The organism is Labrys monachus (assembly GCF_030814655.1).
Classification (GTDB): Bacteria; Pseudomonadota; Alphaproteobacteria; order Rhizobiales; family Labraceae; genus Labrys; species Labrys monacha.
In genome coordinates, this window is the sequence record NZ_JAUSVK010000001.1 from 5,602,869 (window position 1) to 5,627,864 (window position 24,996).

Below are 24,996 nucleotides of genomic sequence, written 5' to 3' on the forward strand. Positions count from 1 at the left end.
GCGGGCGGCCTCCCCCGAGGATGGGCCGACGACATGCCGGAGGGCAGGATGAGGCGACGCGAAGCGGTACTGGCAGGGCTTGCCGTCCTGTGCCTGGCGGCGGCCCAGAACGCGGCGCCGGCAAAGGCCGAGACGGTTCAGCAGAAGGCCAAGCGGCACGGCATGGCCAAGGCCCCGGCCGGCGATCCGGCCATGCTGGCCGCCTTCGCCCGCGCGCAGCGGACGCTGGACGGGTTCGTCGAGGCCCTCGACGGCGGTCTGCCGGGCGCCGGCGCCTTCTCGGTGAAGATCGCCGTCGCCGACCGCGGCAAGACCGAATATTTCTGGATCAACGGCCTCTCGCATGTCGGCAGCCGCTTCAGCGGCACCGTCAACAACCGGCCCGAGATCGTGGAGAACGTCACCTTCGGCCAGAAGCTCACCTTCCCGAGGAGCCAGATCCGGGACTGGAGCTATGTGAAGGACGGCCGGATGCAGGGCAGCTTCACCACCTGTGTGCTGCTCGGCCGCGAAGACCCGGTTCAGGCGCGGGAACTGAAGGCCCAGATCGGGCTCATCTGCGAATAGCGGGCGGGAATGCCGGCCGCCTATTCCTTCAGCTCGGCCCGGATCCAGCTTTCGAAGGCCTTCACCTTGGCTGAAGCCCGTTCCCTGTCCGACGTCACCAGCCAATAGGAACGGCCCGTCGGGACTGGCCGGGGAAAAGGCGAGACCAGCCGCCCGTCGCGGAGGGCATCCTGCGCCAGCACCCGCCACGCCATCATGACGCCCTGGCCGGCGACCGCCGCGTCGAGGCAGAGCGAGGCGTCGGAGAAGATCGGCCCCGGGCCGAGCGTCATGCCGGCACGGCCATGGCCGGCGAGCCAGGTCGGCCAGCCGGCCGGGGAATTGTGGTCCCGGATGATCGGCACGCGGGCGAGATCGTCGAGGCCGCCGATCCGCGCGGCCAGAGCCGGGCTGCAGGCCGGAAACAGGCCGTGGTCGAGCAGATGCGCGGCCCGCACATGCGGCCAGGGCCCGGTGCCGATGCGCACGCCGACATCGACGTCGGAGGCGGCGAAATCCACCAGTTCGACCGAGGCGTCGATGCGGACCTGCAGGTCCGGCCGCAGATCGCGGAAGCGCGCGAGGCGCGGCACCAGCCATTTCGCCGCGAACACCGGCGCGACGGAGACCGTCAGCACATGTTCGGCCCGCCCTTCGGCGGCGGAGAGCGCCCGCGCGATCTCGCCGAACCCCCGCGAAAGCCCGGCCAGCAGCGGCGCACCGAACGCCGTCGGCACCAGTCCCTTGGGACCGCGCACGAAGAGGGGCTGGCGCAGCCGCCGCTCGGCCTTGTGGACCTGCTGGCTGACGGCGCCGACCGTCACGCCCAGCTCCTCGGCGGCCTTCGCCATGGAACCGAGCCGCCCGGCCGCCTCGACGGCCCTGAGCGCATTGAGCTGGTGGCGCAGCAGGATATCCATGCAGTTTTTCTAAACCCAGGGGCGGCAAAACTCCATTTCTTTCGCGGGCGCGATGCTCCAGGTCGGCGGCAGCGAAGGAGACAGCCCATGCCGATCCTGCGGATCCTCGATGCCCTTGGTCTGCGGCGAAAGCGCCGCCCTCCCGACCGGCCCGTCCCGCCGGAGCCGCTCGACCATCCGAGCCTGCGTGCGATGACCCCACGCCAATTGGCGGACCTGCCGATCGATCGTCCGCCGGCCGGAAACACGGCGGATTGCGAGACAAATCGATAGATCGTCACGGACGAGTCATGCCATGTTTGGCGGCGGGGAACGGGCGGGACCGATAGAGGCAAGGCGGTCACCATGGTCGAACCTCGGCGTGATCGGGCTCACGTCCGTTAATGAAGCGTCTATGTTTGGGGGCGGCAATGAAGCGAGGTCACGCGATCCTGACGGGGCTCGCCGTCCTGTGGCTGGCGGCGGCGCAAGGTCCAGGCGCGGCAAACGCGCGGCACGTCCCGCGGAGCGCAGAAGAGGGCGGCATCGATGTCGTCGCCCCCGACGACCCGGAGATGCTGGCCGCCATCAGCGAGGCGCGACACCGTCTGGCGGAGTTCGTTGCCGTCCTCGACGGCAGAACGGAGGATGTCTCTTCTCTCGCGGTCAAGATACCGATCGTCGACGGCGACAACACCGAATATTTGTGGGTCAACGAGCTCTCCCATGATGGCGACGTGTTCGTCGGCACCGTCGCCAATGACCCTGTGGTCGTCGGAAACGTCGTCCTCGGGCAGCGGATATCCTTCGGCAAGGAGCAGATCAGCGATTGGCATTATGTCAAGAATGGCAGGATGCGGGGCAGCTTCACGACCTGTGTCGAGCTCAGCCGGGAGAACCCGGACGAGGCGCGGGCCCTGAAGCTCGAGATAGGGCTGACCTGCGACGAGGGAACATGATCGGCAGGGTCACGATGCCTGCCGCTCGGCCGCCAGCCGGCGCAGGATCTCGGCCGTTTCCGCGTCGGCCGGAAAGAACGCCTCCAGCGCCAGTTCCGACAGGGTGATGTCGATCGGCGTGCCGAACACGGTGACGGTCGAGAAGAAGGAGAGCAGCCCGGCCTCCGTCACCAGTTCGAGCGGAACCACCACGCCGGCATAGTCGCGCGGCTGCGGCGCCAGGCGGCGCACCGGTGTCGCCGCGCGGTCGGGATAGCCCGAGAGCTCAGCCATCAAGCCCGACAGGACTGGATCGCCGGTGATCCAGACCTGGTGGCGCAGGCGATCGAGGAGATGCGCGCGCCATTCCGGCAGGTTGGCGATGTGCGGCGCGAGGCCGCCCGGATGCAGCGCCAGCCGCAGCACGTTGACCGGCGGCTCCAGCAGGCGGGCCTCGGTGACGCCGGCAAGCAGCGGCGCGACCGCCGCATTGGACGCCACCAGCGTCCAATGCCGATCGACCGCCAGGGCCGGAAACGGCTCGTGGCCGCGAAGGACGAGGTCGATCGCCTCGCGGGCCGGCCGGAGAGCGGGATCGTCGAGCGGACGCTCCGGGAAGACCGGCGCATAGCCCGCCGCCAGGAACAGGACGTTGCGTTCGCGCAGGGGGACATCCAGGCGTTCGGCGAGATGATGCACCATCTCCCGGCTCGGCACCGAACGCCCGCTCTCGATGAAGCTGAGATGGCGCTGCGAGATCTCGGCTTCCAGCGCGAAGTCGAGCTGGCTCATGCGGCGGCGCTGGCGCCATTCGCGCAGATAATGGCCGATGGACTGCGCCGGCCTGCCGATCATGCCCATTCTCCCTCCTCGCCGCCGGCGAAGGCGGCGCTATCGCGATTGAGCCGTTCCCTGCGGGTGACGTAAAGCCCGTGCGGGGCCCCCCTACGCACCGGCCGGCACCTGGTCGAGAAAGCCGCTCACGGCCTTGAGGCGCTCGCCGTCGAGGACGGCGAAATCGGTTCCCTTGACGAGGCCCTCGCCGCCTTCGGGGCCGAGTTCCCAGGTGAACCGCACATGATCGCCATAGCCGTCGGGCCGACCGGTGAGCGCGAAGCGGAAATCGGGAAAGCGGGCCTGCACGGCGGCGATCAGCCCGTCGATCTGGTCATGGCCCGCGCCCTGCATCAGCGGGTCGACATAGGTGCCGTTCTCGGTCCAGGTGCCGGCCAGAAGGGCGCGGCGGCGATCCGGATCCGTCTCGTTCCACAGCGCGATATAGCGCTCCGCGATCATGGCTGCCTTGGTCATCGTCCGTCTCCTCTTCATCGCCCGCTTCGTCGGGCAGGCGGAGGATGGGCGAGGCCGGGGCGCGCGGCAATTACGCGGGAGGTCATTACGTAGGAGGTCATTACGTAGGAGGTCATGGGCCGGGGGCGGTGCAGTTCGGTGCCCGGACTTCGGCAGAAAACAGCGCGATCTTCTCCCGGGCGGGAGAAGGCGGCGCGAAGCGCCGGATGAGGGTCTGGCGTTCAACAACCAAAGCGCGACCGTCAAGCCGACCTGGCCGAGGTTCAGGCCCTCATCCCCTGCCGGACCTTCTCCCCGACCGGGAGAAGGCGGCTGGCCCTCTTGGGCCGTGCCTGAGTCCATCGCGGGACCGCGGCGCTTGGCGGGAAGGAAGAGCGGACAGGATGTCCGCGCTCCCGGGGACCTACTTGTTCAGCATGGGCAGATTGAGCCCCTGCTCCCTAGCGCAGTCGATGGCGATCTGGTAGCCGGCGTCGGCATGGCGCATCACGCCGGTGGCCGGGTCGTTGGTGAGGACGCGTTCGAGCCGGCGGTCGGCGGCTTCCGAGCCGTCGCAGACGATGACCATGCCCGAATGCTGCGAGAAGCCCATGCCGACGCCGCCGCCATGGTGCAGCGACACCCAGGTCGCGCCCGAGGCGCAATTGAGCAGCGCGTTGAGCAGCGGCCAGTCCGACACCGCATCGGAGCCGTCGCGCATCGCCTCGGTCTCGCGGTTGGGCGAGGCGACCGAGCCCGAATCGAGATGGTCGCGGCCGATGACGATCGGCGCCGCCAGTTCGCCCGAGCGCACCATGGCGTTGAAGGCGAGGCCCAGCCTGGCGCGCTGGCCGAGGCCGACCCAGCAGATGCGCGCCGGCAGGCCCTGGAAGGCGATGCGCTCGCCGGCCATGTCGAGCCAGTTGTGCAGATGCGGATCGTCGGGGATCAGCTCCTTGACCTTGGCGTCGGTCTTGCGGATGTCCTCGGGGTCGCCCGACAGGGCCGCCCAGCGGAACGGGCCGACGCCGCGGCAGAACAGCGGACGGATATAGGCCGGCACGAAGCCGGGAAAGGCGAAGGCATCGGCGACGCCGGCCTCGCTCGCCATCTGGCGGATGTTGTTGCCGTAGTCGAAGGTCGGCACGCCCATCTCGTTGAAGGCGAGCATGGCGCGCACGTGCACGGCCATCGACTTCTTGGCCTCGGCGACGACATGGGCCGGCTCGAGGCGGGCGCGTTCCTTGTACTCGCTCCAGGTCCAGCCGATCGGCAGATAGCCGTTGAGCGGATCATGCGCCGAAGTCTGGTCGGTGACCATGTCCGGCTTGACGCCGCGGCGCACCAGTTCGGGCAGCACTTCGGCGGCATTGCCGAGCAGCGCCACGGAAACCGCCTTCTTCTCGGTGGTCGCCTTGTTGAGGATCGCCAGCGCGTCGTCGATATCCCGGGCCTGGACGTCGACATAGCGGGTGCGCAGGCGGAAATCGATGCCCTCCTGGCGGCATTCGACGGCGAGCATCGAGGCGCCGGCCATGGTGGCGGCGAGCGTCTGCGCCCCGCCCATGCCGCCGAGCCCGGCGGTCAGGATCCAGCGGCCGGAAAGATCGCCGCCATAATGCTGGCGCCCGGCCTCGACGAAGGTCTCGTAGGTGCCCTGCACGATACCCTGCGAGCCGATATAGATCCAGGAGCCGGCCGTCATCTGGCCGTACATCATCAGGCCCTCGGCATCGAGCTGGTTGAACTTCTCCCAGGTCGCCCAATGCGGCACGAGGTTGGAATTGGCGATCAGCACGCGCGGCGCATCGGCATGGGTGCGGAACACGCCGACCGGCTTGCCGGACTGGACGAGCAGCGTCTCGTCGTCGCCGAGCGTCTTCAGCGTCCTCACGATGGCGTCGAAGCTCTCCCAGTCGCGGGCGGCGCGGCCGATGCCGCCATAGACGACGAGCTCCTTCGGATTCTCGGCGACGTCGGGATCGAGATTGTTCATGAGCATGCGCAAGGGTGCTTCCGTCAGCCAGCTCCTGGCGTTCAGCTCCTTGCCGCGCGGCGCGCGGATTTCGACATCGCGGAAACGGGCATTGCTCAGCATGTCCTGGCCTTTCATGATTTGTATATACAAGTTAGCGAAGAAATCGCGGAAATGTCAAGGTGTGAGCGCGGACGTCGTACCCGCATTTTCTGGAATGCGCTGTTTCCAAGGGCGAGCAGGACGTGCATAGGCGCTGACTTTGCCGTGGAAGACCGGATTAAGGAGGGGCGATCACCGATCGCCCGTCTTGGAAACGCGGAGGTTGCGGCAAGGAAGAAGGTCGATCGGTGATCGACCCAATCGCCCCAATGTCCGCGCTCCCTACCCCGCCCGGTTGGCGCGGCGGCGGTTTTCGATGCGGTAGCGCCCGCCGGGGAGCAGCAGCCGCACCGAGGTCACCACCGGATCGGCGCCTTCGCCGCCCGGCGCCCCCTCGGGGCCCGTCCAGCCCGCCGCCCAGGTGCGGCGGCGGATCAGCAGGCAGGGATCGGCGCGGGCGATGGCGAGCAGCTTGCACTCCCAGGCCTGCGGCAGCACCGCTTCGATGCGATGCTCGGCCTCGCTCCACGGCACGGCCGCGCTCAGCACCTGGTTGGGCGTGACGCTCGAAAAATCGCTGTCGAGATAATCCGGCACGACGATGGGATTGACATAGCGGTCCTCCAGCTGCACCGGCACCTCATTCTCGCAATGCACGATGATCGAGTGGAAAACCGGGCTGCCGATCGACAGTTCCAGGCGGTCCGCCACGTCCGGCGTCGCCTTCAGCGTGTCGAGCAGCAGGATCTGCGCGCTGTAGTCATGGCCGCGGGACCGGATCTCCTCGGCGATGTTGGTGACCTCGAACACATCCGAGCGGCTGTTGCCGCCGGCCACGAAGGAGCCCCGCCCCTGCATGCGGATGAGCACGCCCTCGAGGCTCAGCTCCCGCAAGGCGCGGTTGACCGTCATGCGGCTGACGTCGAGCAGTTCCACCAACTCGCTTTCGGAGGGAATGCGGTGCCCCGGCGGCCATTCGCCGCTGAGGACGCGGGTCATGATATGGTGCTTCACCTCGGCATAGAGCGGGGTGACGGCATCGGCAACGTCCGCTTTCCTTCGCCCCGGCCCGCTCATCTTCCGTGCCCCTTCCTGCCCGCGCCACTTTTCGCCGGCGGACGGCTTGCGACCCGCCAAAATTTGGCTATAAGACTTATACATACAAGTTGCGCATATGGGTAGACCAATCATGCCCGATTCCCGCCGCCACATCCATGGATCCCACGCTCTGCTGGCAGCGCAGGCCCTGCTGCCCGGCGGCTGGGCGCACAATGTCAGGATCGAGATCGACGCGGCGGGAACGATCACCTCGGTGACGCCCGATGCCACCACCGAAAACGCCGAGATCGCGGCCGGGCCGGTGATCCCGGCACTGTCCAACCTGCACTCCCACGCCTTCCAGCGCGCCATGGCCGGCCTCGCCGAAGTGTCGGGCGCCGGCGACGACAGTTTCTGGACCTGGCGCGAGGAGATGTACCGCACGGTCGGCGAGCTGGAGCCCGAGGATGCCGAGGCGATCGCCGCCAAGCTCTATGTCGACATGCTGAAGGCGGGCTTCGGCGCCGTCGCCGAATTCCATTACCTGCATCACGACCGGTCCGGCGCCGCCTATGCCGATCCGGCGCAGATGTCGAAGCGCATCCTCGCCGCGGCCGGGACCGCCGGCATCGGCCTGACGCTGCTGCCGGTCTTCTATGCCCATGCCGGTTTCGGCGGCGCCGCCCCCCATGCGGGCCAGCGCCGCTTCATCCATGACGTCGACGGCTTCGAGCGGCTGATGGCCGCCCTGGCGCCCGCCTGCGATGCGGCCGGCGCCACGCTCGGCTACGCCTTCCATTCGCTGCGGGCGGCGACGCCCGACGAGATGGACGCGCTGACGGCGAGCCTGCCGGGGGCCTGCCCCGTGCATATCCATGTCGCCGAGCAGCAGAAGGAGGTCGACGACAGCCTGGCCTGGAGCGGCAAGCGCCCGATGCAATGGCTGTTCGACCACATGCCGGTCGGCGAGCGCTGGTGCCTGATCCACTGCACCCATGCCGACGAGGACGAGATCCGGCGCCTCGCCGCGAGCGGTGCCGTCGCCGGCCTCTGCCCGGTGACCGAAGCCAATCTCGGCGACGGCATCTTTCCGGGCGTGTCGTTTCGGGCCCAGGGCGGCCGCATCGGCATCGGCACCGACAGCCACGTCTCGCCCAGCGTCGTCGAGGAGCTGCGCTGGCTCGAATACGGCCAGCGCCTGCGCGACGAGCGCCGCAACCGCCTCGCCGACGGCCCGCACCGTTCTGTCGGGCGCGACCTCTACGCCGCCGCGCTCGCCGGCGGCGCGCAGGCGCTCGGCCAGCCCGTCGGCGCCATCGCGCCGGGGCACCATGCCAGCCTCGTCGTCCTCGACGGCCGCGACGCCTTCATCGACAGCGCCCGCGGCGACGCCATCCTCGACCGCTGGCTGTTCGCCCTCGGCGACCGCACGGTGCGCGACGTCATGGTGGCTGGCGCCTGGCGCATCCGGGACGGGCGCCACCCGCAGGACGAAGCCGTCGACGCGGCTTTTCGCATCGTGATCAGAAAACTGGCTCGCAAATAAAGCCTGCCGGATGCATGATCCGGGCAAGCAGGCACCGGTTTTGCGAAAGACCGCGCGGCGGGCACGAACGACAAGACGCTGAATGGAATCACAGGGGAACCGACTATGAAGAAAGCTCTCGCTTCCGCCGCTTTTCTGGCGCTGGCAGCCTTCGCCGCAGCGCCCGCGCAGGCGAAGGACTGGAAGACCGTCACCATCGCCCTCGAAGGCGCCTATGAGCCCTGGAACCTGACCAAGCCCGACGGCACGCTCGACGGCTTCGAGATCGATCTGGCCAAGGACCTGTGCGGCCGCATGAAGGTCGAGTGCAAGTTCATCGCGCAGGACTGGGACGGCATGATCCCCAGCCTCAACGCCGGCAAGTTCGACGTGATCATGGACGCCCTGTCGATCACCGACGAGCGCAAGCAGGTCATCGCCTTCTCCAAGCCCTATGCCGCCACCCCGGCCAGCTTCGCCGGCCTCAAATCCGGCCCGCTCGCCACCCTCGCCGGCACCGGCACGACGGTGACGCTGACGGGCGACGCCGCCCATGACAAGCCGGTCGTCGACAAGCTGCGCGAGGCGCTGAAGGGCAAGACCATCGGCATCCAGTCGGCGACCGTCTACACCAAGTTCCTCAACGACAATTTCAAGGACATCGCCACCATCACCGAATACAAGACGTCGGCCGAGCACGACCTCGACGTGACCGCCGGCCGCATCGACGTCGCCTTCGACGACGACACCTATTTCACCTCGGCCTTCGCCAAGCCGGACAATGCCGAGATGATGGTGGTCGGCCCCGAAATCGTCGGCCCGATCTGGGGCGAGGGCGAAGGCGCCGGCTTCCGCAAGGCCGATACCGACCTGCGCGACATGTTCAGCAAGGCGATCACCGACGCCATCGCCGACGGCACGGTCAAGAAGCTCAGCCTGAAATGGTTCAAGCTCGACGTGACCCCGGTCTCGGTGCCCTGAGCAACGCCGGCGAGCGCGGACGTCCCGTCCGCCTCTTTCGGGGCGCCTCGCAAGATGCCGATCGTTCGGCGCGGGTTTCTGGGACTTCCCGCACCGCGGCTTTGTGCGATTTTCCACACTTCGTTGCCTTCTCCCTTTCGGGAGAAGGTCCCGGCAGGGGGATGAGGGCCTAGTCTTCGACGCGGCGAGCTCAATATTCGCACTAGTATTGCGAACGTCCAGACCCTCATCCGGCGCTTCGCGCCACCTTCTCCCGCATGGGAGAAGGTAAAGTCGCGCCATTTCCTGCAAACGCAACGCCGATGGACGAGACGTCCGCGCTCGGACGTCGGTCCCTGAAACGCCTTGTTTCTCGGACGATCCGGGCGCCCTGCCGTCCCCACCCGCATCCCGGTGTGGGTTTCCTGCAGCCGACAGGCTTGCGATCATGAGGACTGGAGCGTGCTGTACCTGATCAACCTGCTCGGCTTCAGCAAGGAAGGCTGGGGCCTCTATCTGCTCGGCGCCGCGCTGATGACGGTCGCCGTCACGCTCGCCGCCCTCGTCATCGGCGCTTTCGTCGGCTCGTTCGTCGCCTGGGCCAAGCTGTCGCGCAACCTCACGGCGCGCATCGCCGGCGATGCCTACACCACGATCTTCCGCGGCATGCCCGAGCTCCTCATCATCTATGTCGTCTTCTTCGGCGGCTCGGCGGCCGTGACGGCGGCGGCCGAGCAGTTCGGCATCGAGGGCTTTCTCGGCATGCCGTCCTTCCTTGCCGGCGCCATCGGCGTCGGCCTCATCTCGGCGTCCTACCAGGCGGAGGTCTTCCGCGGCTCCTTCACCGCCATCGTGCCCGGCGAGATCGAAGCCGCCCGCGCCATCGGCATGCCGCGCCTGATGCGCTTCCGCCGCATCATCGCGCCGCAGGTCATGCGCTTCGCCATTCCCGGCCTCGGCAATGTCTGGCAGCTCAGCCTGAAGGATTCGGCGCTGATCTCGGTGACGGGGCTGGTCGAGATCATGAATGCCAGCAACAAGGCGGCCGGATCGACCCACCAGTTCTTCATCTTCTACATCGTCGGCGGCACGCTCTATCTCATCCTGACCAGCCTCTCCAACCGGGTCTTCAACGCCGGCGAGGCGCATGTCGCCAAGAGCTTCCGCCGCCCGGCAGGGATGCAGGGATCATGATCAGCAGCTTCTCCTGGACCGATACCTTCTTCCAGCTGCTCGCGGCCCTGCCGAACACGCTGCTGCTCTTCATCCTGTCGATCTCGATCGGCTGCATCATGGCGCTCGGCATTGTCTGGATGCGGATGAGCCGCAACCGCCTCCTCTCCGGCTTCGCGCGCGGCTACATCTTCGTCTTTCGCGGCACACCGCTGCTGATCCAGATGTTCCTGCTGTTCTACGGCCTCGGCCAGTTCCGCTTCCTGCACGACACGCCGGCCTGGTGGGTGCTGAGCAGCCGCTTCGCCACCGCCGTGCTGGCGCTGGCGCTGTGCACCGCCGGCTATTCGGCCGAGATCTTCCGCGGCGGCCTCCTCGCCGTGCCCTCCCGCGAGATCGAGGCGGGCCGTGCCATCGGCATGTCCGGCTTCCTGCTGCTGCGCCGCATCGTCGCGCCGATCGCCCTGCGCCAGGCGCTGCCGGCCTATTCGACCGAGATCGTATTGATGGTGAAGTCGACCTCCCTCGCCAGCCTCGTCGCGGTGGCCGAGATCACGGGCGTCGCCGCCAAGATCGCGCATACCTATTACAGCTCCATCGGGGTCTTCCTCCTCGCCGGCGCCTTCTATCTCGTCATCAACTTCATCATCATCCGCATCGTCGGCCTGCTCGAATACAGGCTCTCGCCGCATCTGCGGCTCATGCCGGCGCGGGCGCAGACGCCGCGCACCATCGTCGGCTGAAAGGAAACCCTGGATGGCTGCTTCCAGCGAAATCGCCCTCAGCGTCCGCAACATCCGCAAGCGCTTCGGCCAGCACGAGGTGCTGAAGGGCATCTCGGTCGATGCCCATCAGGGCGACGTGATCTCCATCCTCGGCTCGTCCGGGTCCGGCAAAAGCACGTTCCTGCGCTGCATCAACCTACTGGAGACGCCGGACGAGGGCGAGATCGTGGTGGCCGGCGAGAAGATCGCCATGCGCCGGCACCGCAACGGCCAGCTCGAACCGGCGAACGGCCGCCAGGTCGACCGCATCCGGTCCGAGATCGGCATGGTGTTCCAGAGCTTCAATCTGTGGTCGCACATGACGGTGCTGCAGAACCTGATCGAAGGCCCCGTCCATGTGCAGCGCCGCCCGCGCGCCGAATGCATCGCGGAAGCCGAGGCCCTGCTCGAGCGCGTCGGCCTCGCCGACCGCCGCCACTATTATCCCTCGCACATGTCCGGCGGCCAGCAGCAGCGGGCCGCCATCGCCCGCGCCCTGGCGATGCGGCCCAAGGTGATGCTGTTCGACGAGCCGACCTCGGCGCTCGACCCGGAACTGGTGGGCGAAGTGCTGCGCGTGATGCGCTCGCTCGCCGAGGAGGGCCGCACCATGCTGGTGGTCACCCACGAGATGAGCTTCGCCCGCAATGTCTCCAACCGGGTGATGTTCCTGCACAAGGGCGAGGTCGAGGCCGACGGCTCGCCGGACGAATTGTTCAAGGACATGAAGTCCGAGCGCTTCAAGAATTTCGTGTCGGGCCAGCAGCATTGAAGGCTTCGGCCTTTTCCCGGGGGCGCGGACGTCCCGCCCGCCTCTTGCCGCCCGGCAGGCACGACGCTGCCGGACCGGGCTCGCCAGGCCGAGAGCAAGGGCGGACGAGATCCGCGCCCCTGCCGGCCGGGCTTCCGGACCATTCCCCTCGCATGTCCAGAGTTTGTCCATGTCCATCACGCTTGATGCCCCCCTTTCCCGGCAGGATGCCGCTGCCGTCGCCGGGGGCGCCGAATTGCGGCTGTCCGAGGCGGCGTGGCAGCGCCTCGCCCGGGGCCGCGCCATCGTCGAGGCGATCGTCGACAGGGGCATGCTGGCCTATGGCGTGAACACCGGCGTCGGCGCCCTGTGCAATGTCGTCGTCGACCGCCCGCACCAGCGGCGCCTGTCGCGCAGCATCGTCATGAGCCACGCCGTCGGCGTGGGGGCGCCGCTCGGCGCGGCCGAGACGCGGGCGATCATGGCGGCAGCCGTCAACAATTATGCGCATGGCCGGTCGGGCGTGCGCCCGGCGCTGGTCGAGCAGCTGCTCGCCCTGCTCGCGGAGGACTGCATCCCCGAAGTGCCCTCGCTCGGCTCGGTCGGCTATCTCAGCCACATGGCCCATATCGCCCTGGTGCTGATCGGCGAGGGAACCGCCCTGCATCGCGGCGAAAGGCTGCCGGGCGGCGAGGCGCTGGCGCGGATCGGCCGCGCGCCGCTGGTGCTCGAAGCCAAGGAGGGGCTCAGCCTCGTCAACGGCTCGCCCTGCGTCACCGGCCTCTCCGCCCTCGCCCTGTCGCGGGCGGAGCGGCTCGCCGGCTGGGCCGACAATATCGCCGCCATGAGCTTCGAGGTGCTGCGCGGCCAGCCCGTCGCCTTCGACGAGGCTTCGCTGGCGCTGCGCGTCTCCCCGGGCATGCAGGCTTCCGGCCGGCGCCTGCGAGCCCTCCTGGCGGACAGCGCCATCCTCGCCGCCGCCACCGGGCGGCAGACGCAGGATCCCCTCAGCCTGCGGGCCGTGCCTCACGTCCACGGCGCGGTGCGCGACGCGCTGGACATGATCGGCACGACCGTCGAGCGGGAGCTCGCCTCGGTGACCGACAACCCCGCGGTGATGGGCACGCCGGAGGCGCCGGAGGTCTATTCGGAAGCCCATGCCGTGGCGCCGGCGATCGGCCTCGCCATGGACCAGCTCGGCATCGCCGTCGCCGAGCTGGCGGCGATGGCCGAGCGGCGGATCGACCGGCTCGTCAACCCGCTGGTCAGCGGCCTGCCGCCCTTCCTGGCCGCCGACAGCGGCGTGGCGTCCGGCTTCATGATCGCCCAATACACGGCCGTGTCGCTGGCGGCCCGCAATCGCCGGCTGGCGAGCCCGGCCAGCCTCGACGGCGGCATCACCTCCGCCCTGCAGGAGGACCACCTCACCCATGCGACGCCCGCGGCGCTCAAGGCGCTCGACATCCTCGACAATGCCGAGCACATCCTGGCGATCGAGCTGCTGGCGGCCACGCAGGCCTATGACCTCCTGGAAGGCGGCCTCGCTCGGGCCGCGGGCACGGACCTGCTCTACCGGGACGTCCGCGCGGCGCTGCCGCCCTATCGCGACGACCGGCCCCTCGCCGGCGACATCGCCGTCGCGCGCGGCATCCTGCAGCGCGACCCGGGCTGAGGCCCGGCTGCCGCATCAGGCGATCGGGTCGTTCCAGCCCCATTGCCGCGCCAGATCGAGGCATTCGCGCCAGGTCGGCACGGCGTCCGTGGTGTTGATCGACCGCAGCGACGCCGCCGCCGCGGCATGGGCGAGCGCCAGCGCCTCCTTGAGGGCCCAGCCCTGGTGGAAGGCATAGAGGAAGCCGGCCGCGAAGGCATCGCCGGCACCGTTGGCCCCGGCCACTTCGGTCTTGGGCACCCGCACCGAGGGCTGGGTGACGACCTCGCCCGACCGCGTCACCGCGACGGCGCCGGTGGGGAAATGGGCGACCACCACGCCGCAGGCGCTGGCCGACAGCGTCGCCTTCGCCGCGCGGATGCAGGCCTCGACATCCGTGCGCCCCGCCGAGACCGTCGCCTCGCCGCCGATGGCGCCCATCTCGCTGTCATTGACGATGAAGAGGTCGAGATAGGGCAGAAGCGGCCGCACCAGCTCGGCGAGCCGCGCCGCCGTCACGCTGGCAAGCTCCAGATTGGTGACGAGGCCGGCCTGGCGCGCCTTGCGGAGCACGGTGATCCAGCCATTGGCGTCCGCCCCCCAGGGCGCGTCCATGCGGGGATGCACGCCCGGCAGGCCGAGATGGAGGATGCGCCCGCGCGTGGTGGTGAAATCGAAATGGTCCGGGGTCAGCAGCGCGCCGGCGCCTGTCCGGTAGATATGGGTGCGCCGGCCGGTGAGCTTGGAGCAGAAGGCGTCGCTATGGGCGGTCGGCGCCTGGGCGGTCGTCACCAGCTGCCGCCGCTCGATGCCGTAGCGGTCCGCCTCGGCCTGGAGCAGGCGGCCGTCCTCGTCGTCGCCGATCAGGCCGATGGTCTCGACCCAGAAGGCGGGATCGAGCCGCTTCACGTCGATGGCGAGGTTGCAGCCCGAGCCGCCGCCGCGCGATTCCTCGCTCAGGATCTCGGCGAGCCCGTCTTCCTGCGGCCAGAATTCGACCAGCTTGTTGCTGTCGACACACCAGGTGCCGCCGGTGACGATGCCGTTGCGCTCAGGCGTCGACATGCGCGCTCCTCCCTGCAGGCGATGCGCCCCGGACGGCGCCGGCGGATGGAAGCATGATGGGGGTCTGGCGGCTCATGGAAATTGTCTCGTCCTTGGGCTGTGTCGTCGCGGGGAGGATGTCGGGAAGGCGCCGCATCCTTCTTGTCCCTCCTGCATAGCCGCAACTGGAGCGGCCGGGCAACCGGGCAGGCGCCTCGGGCGAGGGTGTTTCGATCGGCCGCGGATTGAACTTTTTCCGCCGTCCGGCGTTGGGCAGGCGGCGTTCACCATTCTGAGCGGTTTGCACGCCATATCGTGGATCGATATCGGCCGTCGGCATGTCGGGGGATGGCCGGCGGGACGTTATCCTGTACGATCTCCCGCCTGCCGGAGAGCCGGTGATTACTGGAGTGGACGTCCCATGCATGGCGAATCTTTGATCATCTTTCTCGTTGTCGGCATCATCGCAGGATGGCTGGCCGGCGTGATCATGAACGGCGGAGGGTTCGGCCTGATCGGCGATCTCATCGTCGGCGTGGTCGGTGCCTTCATCGCCGGCCTGATCCTGCCGAGCTTCCATGTCGACCTCGGCTCCCCCCATCGTCAATTCGATCGTGTTCGCGCTGATCGGGGCCATCATCCTTCTCTTCGCCCTGCGCCTCGTCAGGCGCGTCTGAGGGCCGGGATGAACGGCGGATGAACGGCCCGGAAGGCCGCGATTAAGCCGTCCGGGTCCAGACTGGTATTCGAGGCGGGGTTTGGGCGTACTTCTTGATGAAAGGAGCGTTCGATGTTTCGAAAACTTGCATTGGCCGCCGTCGCCGCGATCGGGCTGGCGGCGGTTTCGGTCGGTGCCTCAGTGCCGGCCCAGGCCGCACCGCCCGACCGCGGCTATGGCGGGCAGCGCTTCATTCCCCATGGGCACGGAGGATGGGGGCACGGCGGCGGTGGCTGGCATGGCGGCGGCGGCGGATGGGGCCACGGCGGCGGCTGGCATGGCGGCGGCGGCGGATGGGGCCATCATCGCCGCTGGTATGGCGGTGGGGGTGGCGGCTGGGGCTACGGCGTGCCGTTCTACGGCTTTTACGGCGACCCCTATTATGATGACGACTATACGGTCTGCCGCTATCGGACCGTGCGAGTCTGGACGCGCTACGGCGTGCGGTGGGTGCGCCGGCGCGTCTGCTGGTAGGCTCCCGAGCGATCTTCCAGCGTTGCAGCCGCACCGGTCATCCGGTGCGGTTCCCTTTTCGACGCAGGTTTGCCGCCAAGCGACATGATAGAGATTCTCTATCGTGCGATGAGAATCGGTTCTTGATTGCCATCAAACGACGGCGCATTTTCCAGTCTGGAAATGGTCGAAAGTGAGTGGCATCGCATGTCCGAGCCTGGGCACGAGGACTGGAATACGGCACGGGCTGCCGAAATCATCGCCGCCGGCCGGGGCCTGGAAGGGCCGTTGCTGCCGATCCTGCACGGCTTCGTGCAGGCGTTCGGCTATGTTCCCGAGCCCGCCGTGCCGATGGTCGCCGAGGCGCTCAACCTGTCCCGCGCCGAGGTGCACGGCGTCGTCACCTTCTATCACGACTTCCGGCGCGAGCCTGCCGGCGACCATGTCGTCAAGCTCTGCCGCGCCGAGGCGTGCCAGGCGGCCGGCTGCGAGGCGCTCGCCGATCACCTCACCGGCAGGCTCGGCATCGGCTTCGGCGAGACGACGCCGGACGGCCGCGTCACGCTGGAGCCCGTCTACTGCCTCGGCCTGTGCGCCGTCTCGCCCGCGGCGATGATCGACGGCCGCCTGGTGGCGCGGCTCGACGAGAAGCGGCTCGACCGGGCGCTCGACGAGGTGGCGCGATGACCCTTCGCCTTTACATCCCCCGCGACGCCGCTGCCGTCGCCTGTGGTGCCGACGAGGTCGCTGCCGCCCTCCAGGTCGCCGCCATCGCCCGCAATCTCGACGTCGAGATCGTCCGCAACGGCTCGCGCGGCCTCGCCTGGCTGGAGCCCCTGGTCGAGCTCGTCACGCCCGAAGGCCGGATCGGCTACGGGCCGGCGGAGCCGGAGGACGCGGAAAGCCTGATCGCCGCCTTTGCCGGCGACGGCGCGCACCGGCTGCGGGTCGGCAGGCCCGAGGAACTGCCCTTCCTCAAGCGCCAGACCCGGCTGACCTTCGCCCGCGTCGGCATCGTCGATCCGCGCGACCTCGACGACTATAGGGCGCATGGCGGCCTCAAGGGGCTCGAAAAGGCGATCGCGCTCGGTCCCGCCGGCATCATCGAGGAAGTGACGAAATCCGGGCTGCGCGGGCGCGGCGGCGCCGGCTTTCCCACCGGCATCAAATGGAAGACGGTGGCCGACGCCAGGGGCGAGCGCAAATACATCGTCTGCAACGCCGACGAGGGCGACAGCGGCACCTTCGCCGACCGCATGCTGATGGAGGGCGACCCGTTCTGCCTGATCGAGGGCATGGCGATCGCCGGCATCGCCACCGGCGCCGCCAAGGGCTTCGTCTATATCCGCTCCGAATACCCGCATGCCATCGCGGCGATGAACGCCGCCGTCGACAAGGCCCGGCGCGCGGGCGTCCTCGGCCCCGCCGTGCTCGGCTCGGCCCATGGCTTCGACATGGAGGTGCGCGTCGGCGCCGGCGCCTATGTCTGCGGCGAGGAGACTTCGCTGCTCGAAAGCCTGGAGGGCCGCCGCGGCACGGTGCGCGCCAAGCCGCCGCTGCCGGCCCATAAGGGCCTGTTCGGCATGCCGACGGTGATCAACAACGTGCTGTCGCTGGCGACGGTCCCGGTGATCCTCGCCGATGGTGCCGAAGCCTATCGCGATTTCGGCATGGGCCGCTCGCGCGGCACGATGCCGATCCAGCTCGCCGGCAACCTCAATTATGGCGGCCTGTTCGAGACCGCCTTCGGCATCACGCTGGGCCAGCTCGTGGACGAGATCGGCGGGGGCTGCTTCACCGGCCGCCCGATCCGCGCCGTGCAGGTCGGCGGCCCGCTCGGCGCCTATTTCCCGCGCGAACTGTTCGACACGCCTTTCGACTACGAGGCCTTCGCCGCCCGCGACGGGCTCATCGGCCATGGCGGCATCGTCGTGTTCGACGACAGCGTCGACATGCGCCACCAGGCCCGCTTCGCCATGGCATTCTGCGCCGTCGAAAGCTGCGGCAAATGCACGCCCTGCCGCATCGGCTCGACCCGCGGCGCCGAGACGATCGACAAGATCATCGCCGGCCGGGACGTGGCGCGCAACATCGCCATCGTCGAGGACCTCTGCCAGACGATGAAGTTCGGCTCCCTGTGCGCGCTCGGCGGCTTCACGCCCTATCCGGTGCTGTCGGCGATCCGCCATTTTCCCGAGGACTTCCACCGCACGCCCCAGCGTGTCGCGGCGGAGTGAGGGTGATGATGGCCACAGTCCTCATGTCATCCCGGAAGCGCGCAGCGCTATCCGGGACCGTCACCAGAACCATTCTTGCCCGCGGTCCCGTGTCTGCACCGCACCACTTCGTGGTGCCGTGCGCACGGGATGACAGGCCCAGTGTCCCTCTTCTCGCCGAGGTGCGGTAATGTCTCTCGTCCACGAAATCGACTACGGCACGCCGCTCTCCAAGTCCGAGAAGATGGTCACCCTGACCATCGACGGCAACGAGGTGACCGTGCCGGAAGGCACCTCGATCATGCGCGCGGCGATGGAGATGGGCACGCAGATCCCCAAGCTCTGCGCCACCGACATGGTCGACGCCTGGGGCTCCTGCCGGATGTGCCTGGTCGAGATCGAGGGCCGCAACGGCACGCCGGCGTCCTGCACCACGCCGGTCGCGCCGGGCATCCGGGTCAAGACGCAGACGCAGCGCCTGGCCGAGATCCGCAAGGGCGTGATGGAGCTCTACATCTCCGACCATCCGCTCGACTGCCTCACCTGCGCCGCCAACGGCGATTGCGAATTGCAGGACATGGCGGGCGCGGTCGGCCTGCGCGAGGTGCGCTACGGCTATGAGGGCGACGATCACCTCGGCCTGGAGAAGGACACCTCCAACCCCTATTTCACCTTCGACACCTCCAAATGCATCGTCTGCTCGCGCTGCGTGCGCGCCTGCGAGGAGGTCCAGGGCACCTTCGCGCTGACGATCTCCGGCCGCGGCTTCGACAGCCGCGTCTCCCCGGGCATGGACGAGAATTTCTTCGATTCCGAATGCGTCTCCTGCGGCGCCTGCGTGCAGGCCTGCCCGACCGCGACGCTCACCGAGAACAAGGTGATCGAGATCGGCCAGCCCGAGCATTCGGTGGTGACGACCTGCGCCTATTGCGGCGTCGGCTGCGCCTTCAAGGCCGAGATGCGCGGCGAGGAACTCGTGCGCATGGTGCCCTACAAGGACGGCAAGGCCAATCGCGGCCATTCCTGCATCAAGGGCCGCTTCGCCTGGGGCTACGCCACCCACAAGGAGCGCATCCTCAAGCCGATGGTGCGCGCCAAGATCACCGACCCGTGGCGCGAAGTGTCGTGGGAGGAGGCGATCGGCCATGCCGCCTCCGAGTTCCGCCGCATCCAGGCCAAGGCCGGCCGCACCGCCATCGGCGGCATCACCTCCTCGCGCTGCACCAATGAGGAAACCTATCTGGTGCAGAAGCTGATCCGCGCCGGCTTCGGCAACAACAATGTCGATACCTGCGCCCGCGTCTGCCATTCCCCCACCGGCTACGGCCTCGGCCAGGCCTTCGGCACCTCGGCCGGCACCCAGGATTTCGATTCGGTCGAAGAGAGCGACGTCGTCATCATCATCGGCGCCAACCCGACCGACGGCCATCCGGTGTTCGGCTCGCGCCTGAAGAAGCGGCTGCGCGAAGGCGCACGCCTCATCGTCATCGATCCGCGCAAGACCGACATCGTGCGCACGCCGCATGTCGAGGCCGACTACCATCTGCCGCTGCTCCCCGGCACCAATGTCGCTGTTCTCACCGCCCTCGCCCATGTCATCGTCACCGAGGGCCTGGTGGACGAGGATTTCGTGCGCGAGCGCTGCGACTGGGACGATTTCCAGGAATGGGCGAGCTTCGTCGCCGAACCGCGCCATGCGCCGGAAGCGACGGCCGCGATGACCGGCGTGCCGGCCGAACTGGTGCGCGGCGCCGCCCGCCTCTACGCCACCGGCGGCAATGGCGCGATCTATTACGGCCTCGGCGTCACCGAGCACAGCCAGGGCTCGACCACGGTGATGGCGATCGCCAACCTGGCGATGGCGACCGGCAATATCGGCCGCCGCGGCGTCGGCGTGAACCCGCTGCGCGGCCAGAACAATGTGCAGGGCTCCTGCGACATGGGTTCGTTCCCGCATGAATTCACCGGCTACCGCCACGTCGCCACCGATGCCGTGCGCTCGACCTTCGAATCGCTGTGGGGCGTGACGCTCGACAAGGAGCCGGGCCTGCGCATCCCCAACATGTTCGATGCGGCGATCGACGGCACCTTCCTCGGCCTCTATGTCCAGGGCGAGGACATCGTCCAGTCGGACCCCGATACCAAGCACGTCACCGCCGGCCTCTCGGCGATGGAATGCGTCGTCGTGCAGGATCTCTTCCTCAACGAGACCGCGAACTACGCCCATGTCTTCCTGCCGGGCTCGACCTTCCTGGAAAAGGACGGCACCTTCACCAATGCCGAACGCCGCATCCAGCGCGTGCGCAAGGTGATGGCGCCGAAATCGGGCTATGCCGACTGGGAGATCACCCTGCTCCTCGCCAAGGCGCTCGGCTACGAGATGGCCTACAGTCATCCGTCCGAGATCATGGACGAGATCGCCAAGATGACGCCGACCTTCACCGGCGTCTCCTATGCCAAGCTCGAGGAAATGGGCTCGGTGCAGTGGCCCTGCAACGAGAAGGCGCCGGAGGGCACGCCGGTCATGCATATCGACCAGTTCGTGCGCGGCAAGGGCCGCTTCGTCGTCACCGAATACATCCCCACCGACGAGCGCACCGGCCCGCGCTATCCGCTGCTCCTCACCACCGGCCGCATCCTGTCGCAATACAATGTCGGCGCGCAGACGCGGCGGACGGAGAATTCGATGTGGCACGAGGAGGACGTGCTCGAGATCCATCCGCACGACGCCGAGCAGCGCGGCATCCGCGACGGCGACTGGGTCCGCCTCGAAAGCCGCTCCGGCTCGACCTCGCTGCGCGCGACGATCAGCGAGCGCGTGGCGCCCGGCGTGATCTACACCACCTTCCACCATCCGGCGACGCAGGCCAACGTCATCACCACGGACTATTCGGACTGGGCGACCAACTGCCCCGAATACAAGGTCACGGCGGTGCAGGTGATGCCCTCCAACGGGCCGACCGAGTGGCAGGAAGAATATGAGGCGCTGGCCAGGAACGCCCGGCGCATCGCGGCGGAGTGAGGGTTTGGGTAGTCGTGCCTGAGAAGGTCGCGCTGCCCCTCACCTCTATCCTCTCCCCGCAAGCGGGGAGAGGAGGCACGATCGCCGCGGCTTCCGTGTTGCGCGTCTCATCTCGCGCAACCGCCGGGCGAGACTCGGCGCTTCAAGCCGCCCTGAACGTCGAAGCCCCCTCGCCCCGCTTGCGGGGAGAGGATAGAGGTGAGGGGCAGCGCAACTCTCTTTAAGGGCCATAGATCCGAGACCCCATGACGAACGAGACGCCATCCCCCACCCGCTCCGTCACCCGCCTCGCCTGGCGCGAAGGCGTGTTCTCGCAAGGCGAGCGTGTCATCCCCGAGGAGACCGCCGTCTCGCTCGTCTATGACGGCGGCTCGCATGCGGTGATGATGGCGAGCCCTGCCGACCTCGGGGATTTCGCCGTCGGCTTCTCGCTCACCGAAGGCATCATCGCCTCGCCCGACGACATCGCCGAGTTCGAGCGCGTCGACCATGACGAGGGCATCGAGCTGCGCCTGTGGCTGAAGGGCGACCGCGGCGCGGCGCTCGGCGCCCGCCGGCGCATGCTGGCCGGCCCGACGGGCTGCGGCCTGTGCGGCATCGACAGCCTCGCCGAGGCCGTGCGCAAGCCGCGCGCGATCGAGAGCGCGGCGACCTTCTCGCCCGCCGACGTCGAGGCGGCGCTGGCCTCTCTGCCGTCCGCGCAGGAACTCGGCCGCCTGACGAGGGCGGTGCATGCCGCCGGCTTCTGGACCAAGGCCGACGGGCTCCTCGCCCTGCGCGAGGATGTCGGCCGGCACAACGCGCTGGACAAGCTCGCCGGGGCCCTCGCCGCGAGCGATGCGGTTGCAGGAGCGGACGTCGCGACAACCGGCAAGGCCGATGGTGCGGTGACGTCCGCGCTCCCGGGCATCCTCGTCCTCACCAGCCGCATCTCGGTCGAGATGGTGCAGAAGGCGGCGATGATCGGCGCGCCGGTGGTGGTGGCGGTGTCGGCGCCGACCGCGCTCGCCGTCCGCATCGCCGGCGAAGCCGGCATCACCCTGATCGGCGTCGCGCGGTCCGACGGCTTCGAGATCTTCACCCATCCGCACCGCATCGTCCCCGAAAGGCTCGCCCATGTCGCATGATGGATCGGAAAAGCTCGTAATGATGGCGAACCAGATCGGCAAGTTCTTCGCCTCGCAGCGCGAGGAGAGCCGGGTGCCGGGCATCGCCGAGCATATCCGCAAATTCTGGGATCCGCGCATGCGCGAGAAGATCTTCGCCCATCTCGACGCCGGCGGCGCCGGCATCGATCCCACGGTGCGCGAGGCGCTGGAGAGCCTGCGACAGAAGGCGGACTGAGTGCCGGCACGCCGGTGGGCGGGTCCCCCCGACCCGCCTTCTCTGCACCCGCGACGGTTCCATGCCGGTCGGGGACTGGCATACCGGGCTTGCTTTCCCGCACAGCCCTCCCACATAAATATCCGGGCAGGCGCTTTATCGCACCGATCTTCGGGCTTTCACCTTGCTCGTGGCGCGCCATCTTGATATGGAACTGCGCATCTGATGCTCGCCTGTCCTGGGACGCGCGCGCCGGCACGACCATCATCGATTGCCGGCCCGTGTTCAGACAATAGATGGAACGACGTTCTCGCCTTGCGGGCCATGCGCCGGCCGGTCGTGCCTTCGATAAGGGCACGCCGTCTGAAGTTGCCCGATGCAGCTTCGCCGCGCGGCGGGAACGATGATCAACGCAAACCGCCGGCGCCAGGAAAACTATATGTCCTTACAGACAAACGTGATGCGCGACGACTTCGCTGCGATGCTCGACGAGACGTTCGGCACCAGCGACATGGCCGAAGGTTCGGTCGTCAAGGGAACCGTCGTCGCCATCGAGAAGGACCTTGCGGTTATCGATATCGGCCTGAAGACCGAAGGCCGCGTCGCCCTCAAGGAATTCAACGGACCGGGCCGCGAGAACGCGATCAAGGTCGGCGATGTCGTCGAAGTCTATCTCGAGCGCATCGAAAATGCTTTGGGCGAAGCCGTCATCTCGCGTGACAAGGCTCGCCGCGAAGAGAGCTGGGTCAAGCTCGAAAAGTCGTTCGAGGCCAATGAAAAGGTCGACGGCGTCATCTTCAACCAGGTCAAGGGCGGCTTCACGGTCGATCTCGACGGCGCCGTGGCGTTCCTGCCGCGCAGCCAGGTCGACATCCGGCCGATCCGCGACGTGACCCCGCTGATGAACGTGCCGCAGCCCTTCCAGATCCTCAAGATGGATCGCCGCCGCGGCAACATCGTCGTTTCGCGCCGCACGGTCCTCGAAGAGAGCCGCGCCGAACAGCGCCACGAGATCGTCCAGAACCTCGAAGAGGGCCAGGTCGTCGACGGCGTCGTCAAGAACATCACCGATTACGGTGCGTTCGTCGACCTCGGCGGCATCGACGGCCTCCTGCATGTCACCGACATCGCATGGCGCCGCGTCAACCATCCGACCGAGCTCCTGACCATCGGCCAGCAGGTCAAGGTCAAGATCATCAAGATCAACCACGAGACGCACCGCATCTCGCTGGGCATGAAGCAGCTCCAGGCCGATCCGTGGCTCGGCATCGACGCCAAGTATCCGCTGCAGGCCAAGTTCACCGGCCGCGTCACCAACATCACGGACTACGGCGCGTTCGTGGAACTGGAGCCGGGCATCGAAGGCCTGATCCACGTCTCCGAAATGTCGTGGACCAAGAAGAACGTCCATCCCGGCAAGATCGTCGCCACCTCGCAGGAAGTGGAAGTGCAGATCCTCGAGGTGGACCCGATCAAGCGCCGCATCTCGCTCGGCCTCAAGCAGACGCTTTCCAACCCCTGGGAAGATTTTGCCGACAAGCATCCGAACGGTTCGGTGGTCGAAGGCGAAGTCAAGAACAAGACCGAGTTCGGCCTGTTCATCGGCCTCGACGGCGATGTGGACGGCATGGTCCATCTCTCCGACCTCGACTGGAACCGTCCGGGCGAGCAGGTCATCGACGATTTCCGCAAGGGCGACATGGTCAAGGCCGTGGTGCTCGACGTGGATGTCGAGAAGGAGCGCATCTCGCTGGGCATCAAGCAGCTCGCGGGTGATCCCTTCGTCGATGCCGGCGAACTGAAGAAGAACCAGGTCGTCACCTGCGAAGTGACCGACGTGAAGGAAGGCGGCATCGACGTCAAGATCGCCGGCACCGACCTCACGGCGTTCATCCGCCGTGGCGACCTCGCCCGCGACCGCGCCGACCAGCGCCCCGAGCGTTTCGCCGCCGGCGAAAAGGTCGACGCCCGCGTCATCCAGTTCGATCGCAAGGCCCGCAAGGTGCAGGTCTCGATCAAGGCTCTGGAAATGGCCGAGGAGAAGGAAGCGATCGCGACCTACGGCTCGTCCGATGCCGGCGCCTCGCTCGGCGACATTCTCGGCGCAGCGCTGCGCGCCCGCACCGAGAAGCGCTGAGACCCGATCGAAGCTTCGGCTTCAGGAACCCGCGCCGGGCAACCGGCGCGGGTTTTTTGTCGGGCGTCCGCAGTCGGGGTGGGGTGTCGCATGCCTTCGCGCCGCAATCGGGTCGGCGGCGCATATTGTCTATGTCGCGCGGGGCTTCTTCTCCACCTCATAGGCATGCAGATCCCTGTCGCCGATGCCGAGTGCAGGCCAGCTTGCCCTCCAGACGGCGATATGGTCGGACGCAAAATGCCGATCCAGCGCGGCTTGATCCCGCCAGATCTCCTTGACGTGGATGAGACCCCGATCAAGGACGTCTTCGGCATAGGCATATTCCACGCAGCCATCCTCCGCCCTGCTTGCCGACACCATGGCCCGCATCGCGGGGCGTGCCTTCTCGAGGTTGGCGGGCGGCAAGCGAACTGTTCCGACAATGAGCAACATTTGGTTTCCATCATGACGATGCCGGCCGGAAGCCGGCGG

Annotated in this window: 23 protein-coding genes and 1 pseudogene; 17 read left to right on the top strand and 7 right to left on the bottom strand. The window is 67.9% G+C overall.

From position 1 onward, the window contains the following. The first annotated feature begins 48 nt into the window (after positions 1–48). Entirely contained in the window at positions 49–567 is a 519-nt protein-coding gene (locus J3R73_RS25630; protein WP_307433958.1) for a YegJ family protein, read from the top strand. Positions 568–587: 20 nt separating this feature from the next. Here J3R73_RS25630 and J3R73_RS25635 read toward each other — a convergent pair whose 3' ends face one another. Then, complete coding sequence (locus tag J3R73_RS25635; RefSeq protein WP_307433960.1) at positions 588–1,466, bottom strand: LysR substrate-binding domain-containing protein; 879 nt, start codon at positions 1,464–1,466, stop codon at positions 588–590. An 87-nt stretch (positions 1,467–1,553) separates the two neighbouring features. Here J3R73_RS25635 and J3R73_RS25640 point away from each other — a divergent pair, with 87 nt between their 5' ends. Further along, positions 1,554–1,739: a hypothetical protein gene (locus tag J3R73_RS25640; protein ID WP_307433962.1), complete on the top strand. Its 186-nt coding sequence runs from the start codon at positions 1,554–1,556 to the stop codon at positions 1,737–1,739. A 137-nt stretch (positions 1,740–1,876) separates the two neighbouring features. Then, positions 1,877–2,404, top strand: coding sequence for a YegJ family protein (locus J3R73_RS25645; RefSeq protein ID WP_307433964.1), 528 nt, complete (start codon positions 1,877–1,879; stop codon positions 2,402–2,404). A 9-nt stretch (positions 2,405–2,413) separates the two neighbouring features. Here J3R73_RS25645 and J3R73_RS25650 read toward each other — a convergent pair whose 3' ends face one another. The 4 genes from J3R73_RS25650 to hutC all read right to left on the bottom strand — a co-directional run bounded on the left by J3R73_RS25650 (position 2,414) and on the right by hutC (position 6,827). Continuing rightward, a complete protein-coding gene (locus J3R73_RS25650) occupies positions 2,414–3,238 on the bottom strand; it encodes a helix-turn-helix domain-containing protein (RefSeq protein WP_370880010.1) in 825 nt (274 codons plus the stop codon). A gap of 90 nt (positions 3,239–3,328) precedes the next feature. Then, positions 3,329–3,694, bottom strand: a complete 366-nt coding sequence (locus tag J3R73_RS25655; RefSeq protein WP_307433966.1) for a nuclear transport factor 2 family protein — start codon at positions 3,692–3,694, stop codon at positions 3,329–3,331. Positions 3,695–4,097: 403 nt separating this feature from the next. Next, the gene (gene hutU / locus J3R73_RS25660; RefSeq protein WP_307437686.1) at positions 4,098–5,768 is read right to left on the bottom strand and encodes a urocanate hydratase; all 1,671 of its coding nucleotides are present in this window, start codon (positions 5,766–5,768) and stop codon (positions 4,098–4,100) included. Positions 5,769–6,032: 264 nt separating this feature from the next. Further along, complete coding sequence (hutC, locus tag J3R73_RS25665; protein ID WP_307433969.1) at positions 6,033–6,827, bottom strand: histidine utilization transcriptional repressor HutC; 795 nt, start codon at positions 6,825–6,827, stop codon at positions 6,033–6,035. A gap of 112 nt (positions 6,828–6,939) precedes the next feature. Between hutC and J3R73_RS25670 the strand changes: the two genes are divergently transcribed. The 6 genes from J3R73_RS25670 (at position 6,940) to J3R73_RS25695 (ending at position 13,633) form a co-directional block, all read left to right on the top strand. Continuing rightward, on the top strand, positions 6,940–8,334 hold the full coding sequence (locus J3R73_RS25670; protein WP_307433971.1) for a formimidoylglutamate deiminase: 1,395 nt from the start codon (positions 6,940–6,942) through the stop codon (positions 8,332–8,334). 105 nt (positions 8,335–8,439) lie between these two features. Beyond that, positions 8,440–9,294, top strand: coding sequence for a transporter substrate-binding domain-containing protein (locus J3R73_RS25675; RefSeq protein WP_307433973.1), 855 nt, complete (start codon positions 8,440–8,442; stop codon positions 9,292–9,294). Positions 9,295–9,738: 444 nt separating this feature from the next. Then, positions 9,739–10,467 (top strand): ABC transporter permease, encoded by a 729-nt coding sequence (locus J3R73_RS25680; protein WP_307437689.1) that lies wholly within the window; start codon positions 9,739–9,741, stop codon positions 10,465–10,467. Then, positions 10,464–11,189 (top strand): ABC transporter permease, encoded by a 726-nt coding sequence (locus J3R73_RS25685; protein WP_307433975.1) that lies wholly within the window; start codon positions 10,464–10,466, stop codon positions 11,187–11,189. Before J3R73_RS25680 ends, J3R73_RS25685 begins: the two co-directional genes overlap by 4 nt. A 13-nt stretch (positions 11,190–11,202) precedes the next feature. Next, a complete protein-coding gene (locus tag J3R73_RS25690; protein ID WP_307433977.1) occupies positions 11,203–11,982 on the top strand; it encodes an ABC transporter ATP-binding protein in 780 nt (259 codons plus the stop codon). Positions 11,983–12,145: 163 nt separating this feature from the next. Then, positions 12,146–13,633: an HAL/PAL/TAL family ammonia-lyase gene (locus J3R73_RS25695; RefSeq protein WP_307433979.1), complete on the top strand. Its 1,488-nt coding sequence runs from the start codon at positions 12,146–12,148 to the stop codon at positions 13,631–13,633. A gap of 15 nt (positions 13,634–13,648) precedes the next feature. Here J3R73_RS25695 and J3R73_RS25700 read toward each other — a convergent pair whose 3' ends face one another. Next, positions 13,649–14,677 carry a carbohydrate kinase family protein gene (locus J3R73_RS25700; RefSeq protein ID WP_307433980.1) on the bottom strand — a complete coding sequence of 343 codons (1,029 nt, stop codon included), beginning with the start codon at positions 14,675–14,677 and terminating at the stop codon, positions 13,649–13,651. Positions 14,678–15,077: 400 nt separating this feature from the next. Between J3R73_RS25700 and J3R73_RS25705 the strand changes: the two are divergent. The 8 genes and pseudogenes from J3R73_RS25705 to rpsA all read left to right on the top strand — a co-directional run bounded on the left by J3R73_RS25705 (position 15,078) and on the right by rpsA (position 24,525). Then, positions 15,078–15,333, top strand: a pseudogene (locus J3R73_RS25705) (GlsB/YeaQ/YmgE family stress response membrane protein). Positions 15,334–15,446: 113 nt separating this feature from the next. Beyond that, entirely contained in the window at positions 15,447–15,848 is a 402-nt protein-coding gene (locus J3R73_RS25710) for a hypothetical protein (protein ID WP_307433982.1), read from the top strand. Between the two features lie 186 nt (positions 15,849–16,034). Continuing rightward, on the top strand, positions 16,035–16,514 hold the full coding sequence (locus J3R73_RS25715) for a formate dehydrogenase subunit gamma (RefSeq protein WP_307433985.1): 480 nt from the start codon (positions 16,035–16,037) through the stop codon (positions 16,512–16,514). After that, a complete protein-coding gene (locus J3R73_RS25720; RefSeq protein WP_307433987.1) occupies positions 16,511–18,064 on the top strand; it encodes a formate dehydrogenase beta subunit in 1,554 nt (517 codons plus the stop codon). Before J3R73_RS25715 ends, J3R73_RS25720 begins: the two co-directional genes overlap by 4 nt. A 169-nt stretch (positions 18,065–18,233) precedes the next feature. Continuing rightward, the gene (gene fdhF, locus J3R73_RS25725; RefSeq protein WP_307433989.1) at positions 18,234–21,065 is read left to right on the top strand and encodes a formate dehydrogenase subunit alpha; all 2,832 of its coding nucleotides are present in this window, start codon (positions 18,234–18,236) and stop codon (positions 21,063–21,065) included. Between the two features lie 245 nt (positions 21,066–21,310). Continuing rightward, the gene (fdhD, locus tag J3R73_RS25730; protein WP_307433990.1) at positions 21,311–22,192 is read left to right on the top strand and encodes a formate dehydrogenase accessory sulfurtransferase FdhD; all 882 of its coding nucleotides are present in this window, start codon (positions 21,311–21,313) and stop codon (positions 22,190–22,192) included. Further along, on the top strand, positions 22,182–22,409 hold the full coding sequence (locus J3R73_RS25735) for a formate dehydrogenase subunit delta (RefSeq protein WP_307433992.1): 228 nt from the start codon (positions 22,182–22,184) through the stop codon (positions 22,407–22,409). The genes fdhD and J3R73_RS25735 overlap by 11 nt, the downstream gene beginning before the upstream one ends. A 418-nt stretch (positions 22,410–22,827) precedes the next feature. Beyond that, positions 22,828–24,525 carry a 30S ribosomal protein S1 gene (gene rpsA / locus J3R73_RS25740; RefSeq protein ID WP_307433994.1) on the top strand — a complete coding sequence of 566 codons (1,698 nt, stop codon included), beginning with the start codon at positions 22,828–22,830 and terminating at the stop codon, positions 24,523–24,525. Positions 24,526–24,654: 129 nt separating this feature from the next. Here rpsA and J3R73_RS25745 read toward each other — a convergent pair whose 3' ends face one another. Continuing rightward, positions 24,655–24,957, bottom strand: coding sequence for a putative quinol monooxygenase (locus tag J3R73_RS25745; protein ID WP_307433999.1), 303 nt, complete (start codon positions 24,955–24,957; stop codon positions 24,655–24,657). Positions 24,958–24,996 lie beyond the last annotated feature (39 nt).

Coding starts and splice junctions, on each gene's coding strand:
- J3R73_RS25630 (WP_307433958.1), top strand. CDS start 49: ATGAGGCGACGCGAAGCGGTACTGGCAGGGCTTGCCGTCCTGTGCCTG.
- J3R73_RS25635 (WP_307433960.1), bottom strand. CDS start 1,466: ATGGATATCCTGCTGCGCCACCAGCTCAATGCGCTCAGGGCCGTCGAG.
- J3R73_RS25640 (WP_307433962.1), top strand. CDS start 1,554: ATGCCGATCCTGCGGATCCTCGATGCCCTTGGTCTGCGGCGAAAGCGC.
- J3R73_RS25645 (WP_307433964.1), top strand. CDS start 1,877: ATGAAGCGAGGTCACGCGATCCTGACGGGGCTCGCCGTCCTGTGGCTG.
- J3R73_RS25650 (WP_370880010.1), bottom strand. CDS start 3,238: ATGATCGGCAGGCCGGCGCAGTCCATCGGCCATTATCTGCGCGAATGG.
- J3R73_RS25655 (WP_307433966.1), bottom strand. CDS start 3,694: ATGACCAAGGCAGCCATGATCGCGGAGCGCTATATCGCGCTGTGGAAC.
- hutC (WP_307433969.1), bottom strand. CDS start 6,827: ATGAGCGGGCCGGGGCGAAGGAAAGCGGACGTTGCCGATGCCGTCACC.
- J3R73_RS25670 (WP_307433971.1), top strand. CDS start 6,940: ATGCCCGATTCCCGCCGCCACATCCATGGATCCCACGCTCTGCTGGCA.
- J3R73_RS25675 (WP_307433973.1), top strand. CDS start 8,440: ATGAAGAAAGCTCTCGCTTCCGCCGCTTTTCTGGCGCTGGCAGCCTTC.
- J3R73_RS25685 (WP_307433975.1), top strand. CDS start 10,464: ATGATCAGCAGCTTCTCCTGGACCGATACCTTCTTCCAGCTGCTCGCG.
- J3R73_RS25690 (WP_307433977.1), top strand. CDS start 11,203: ATGGCTGCTTCCAGCGAAATCGCCCTCAGCGTCCGCAACATCCGCAAG.
- J3R73_RS25700 (WP_307433980.1), bottom strand. CDS start 14,677: ATGTCGACGCCTGAGCGCAACGGCATCGTCACCGGCGGCACCTGGTGT.
- J3R73_RS25710 (WP_307433982.1), top strand. CDS start 15,447: ATGTTTCGAAAACTTGCATTGGCCGCCGTCGCCGCGATCGGGCTGGCG.
- J3R73_RS25715 (WP_307433985.1), top strand. CDS start 16,035: ATGTCCGAGCCTGGGCACGAGGACTGGAATACGGCACGGGCTGCCGAA.
- J3R73_RS25720 (WP_307433987.1), top strand. CDS start 16,511: ATGACCCTTCGCCTTTACATCCCCCGCGACGCCGCTGCCGTCGCCTGT.
- fdhF (WP_307433989.1), top strand. CDS start 18,234: ATGTCTCTCGTCCACGAAATCGACTACGGCACGCCGCTCTCCAAGTCC.
- fdhD (WP_307433990.1), top strand. CDS start 21,311: ATGACGAACGAGACGCCATCCCCCACCCGCTCCGTCACCCGCCTCGCC.
- J3R73_RS25735 (WP_307433992.1), top strand. CDS start 22,182: ATGTCGCATGATGGATCGGAAAAGCTCGTAATGATGGCGAACCAGATC.
- rpsA (WP_307433994.1), top strand. CDS start 22,828: ATGTCCTTACAGACAAACGTGATGCGCGACGACTTCGCTGCGATGCTC.
- J3R73_RS25745 (WP_307433999.1), bottom strand. CDS start 24,957: ATGTTGCTCATTGTCGGAACAGTTCGCTTGCCGCCCGCCAACCTCGAG.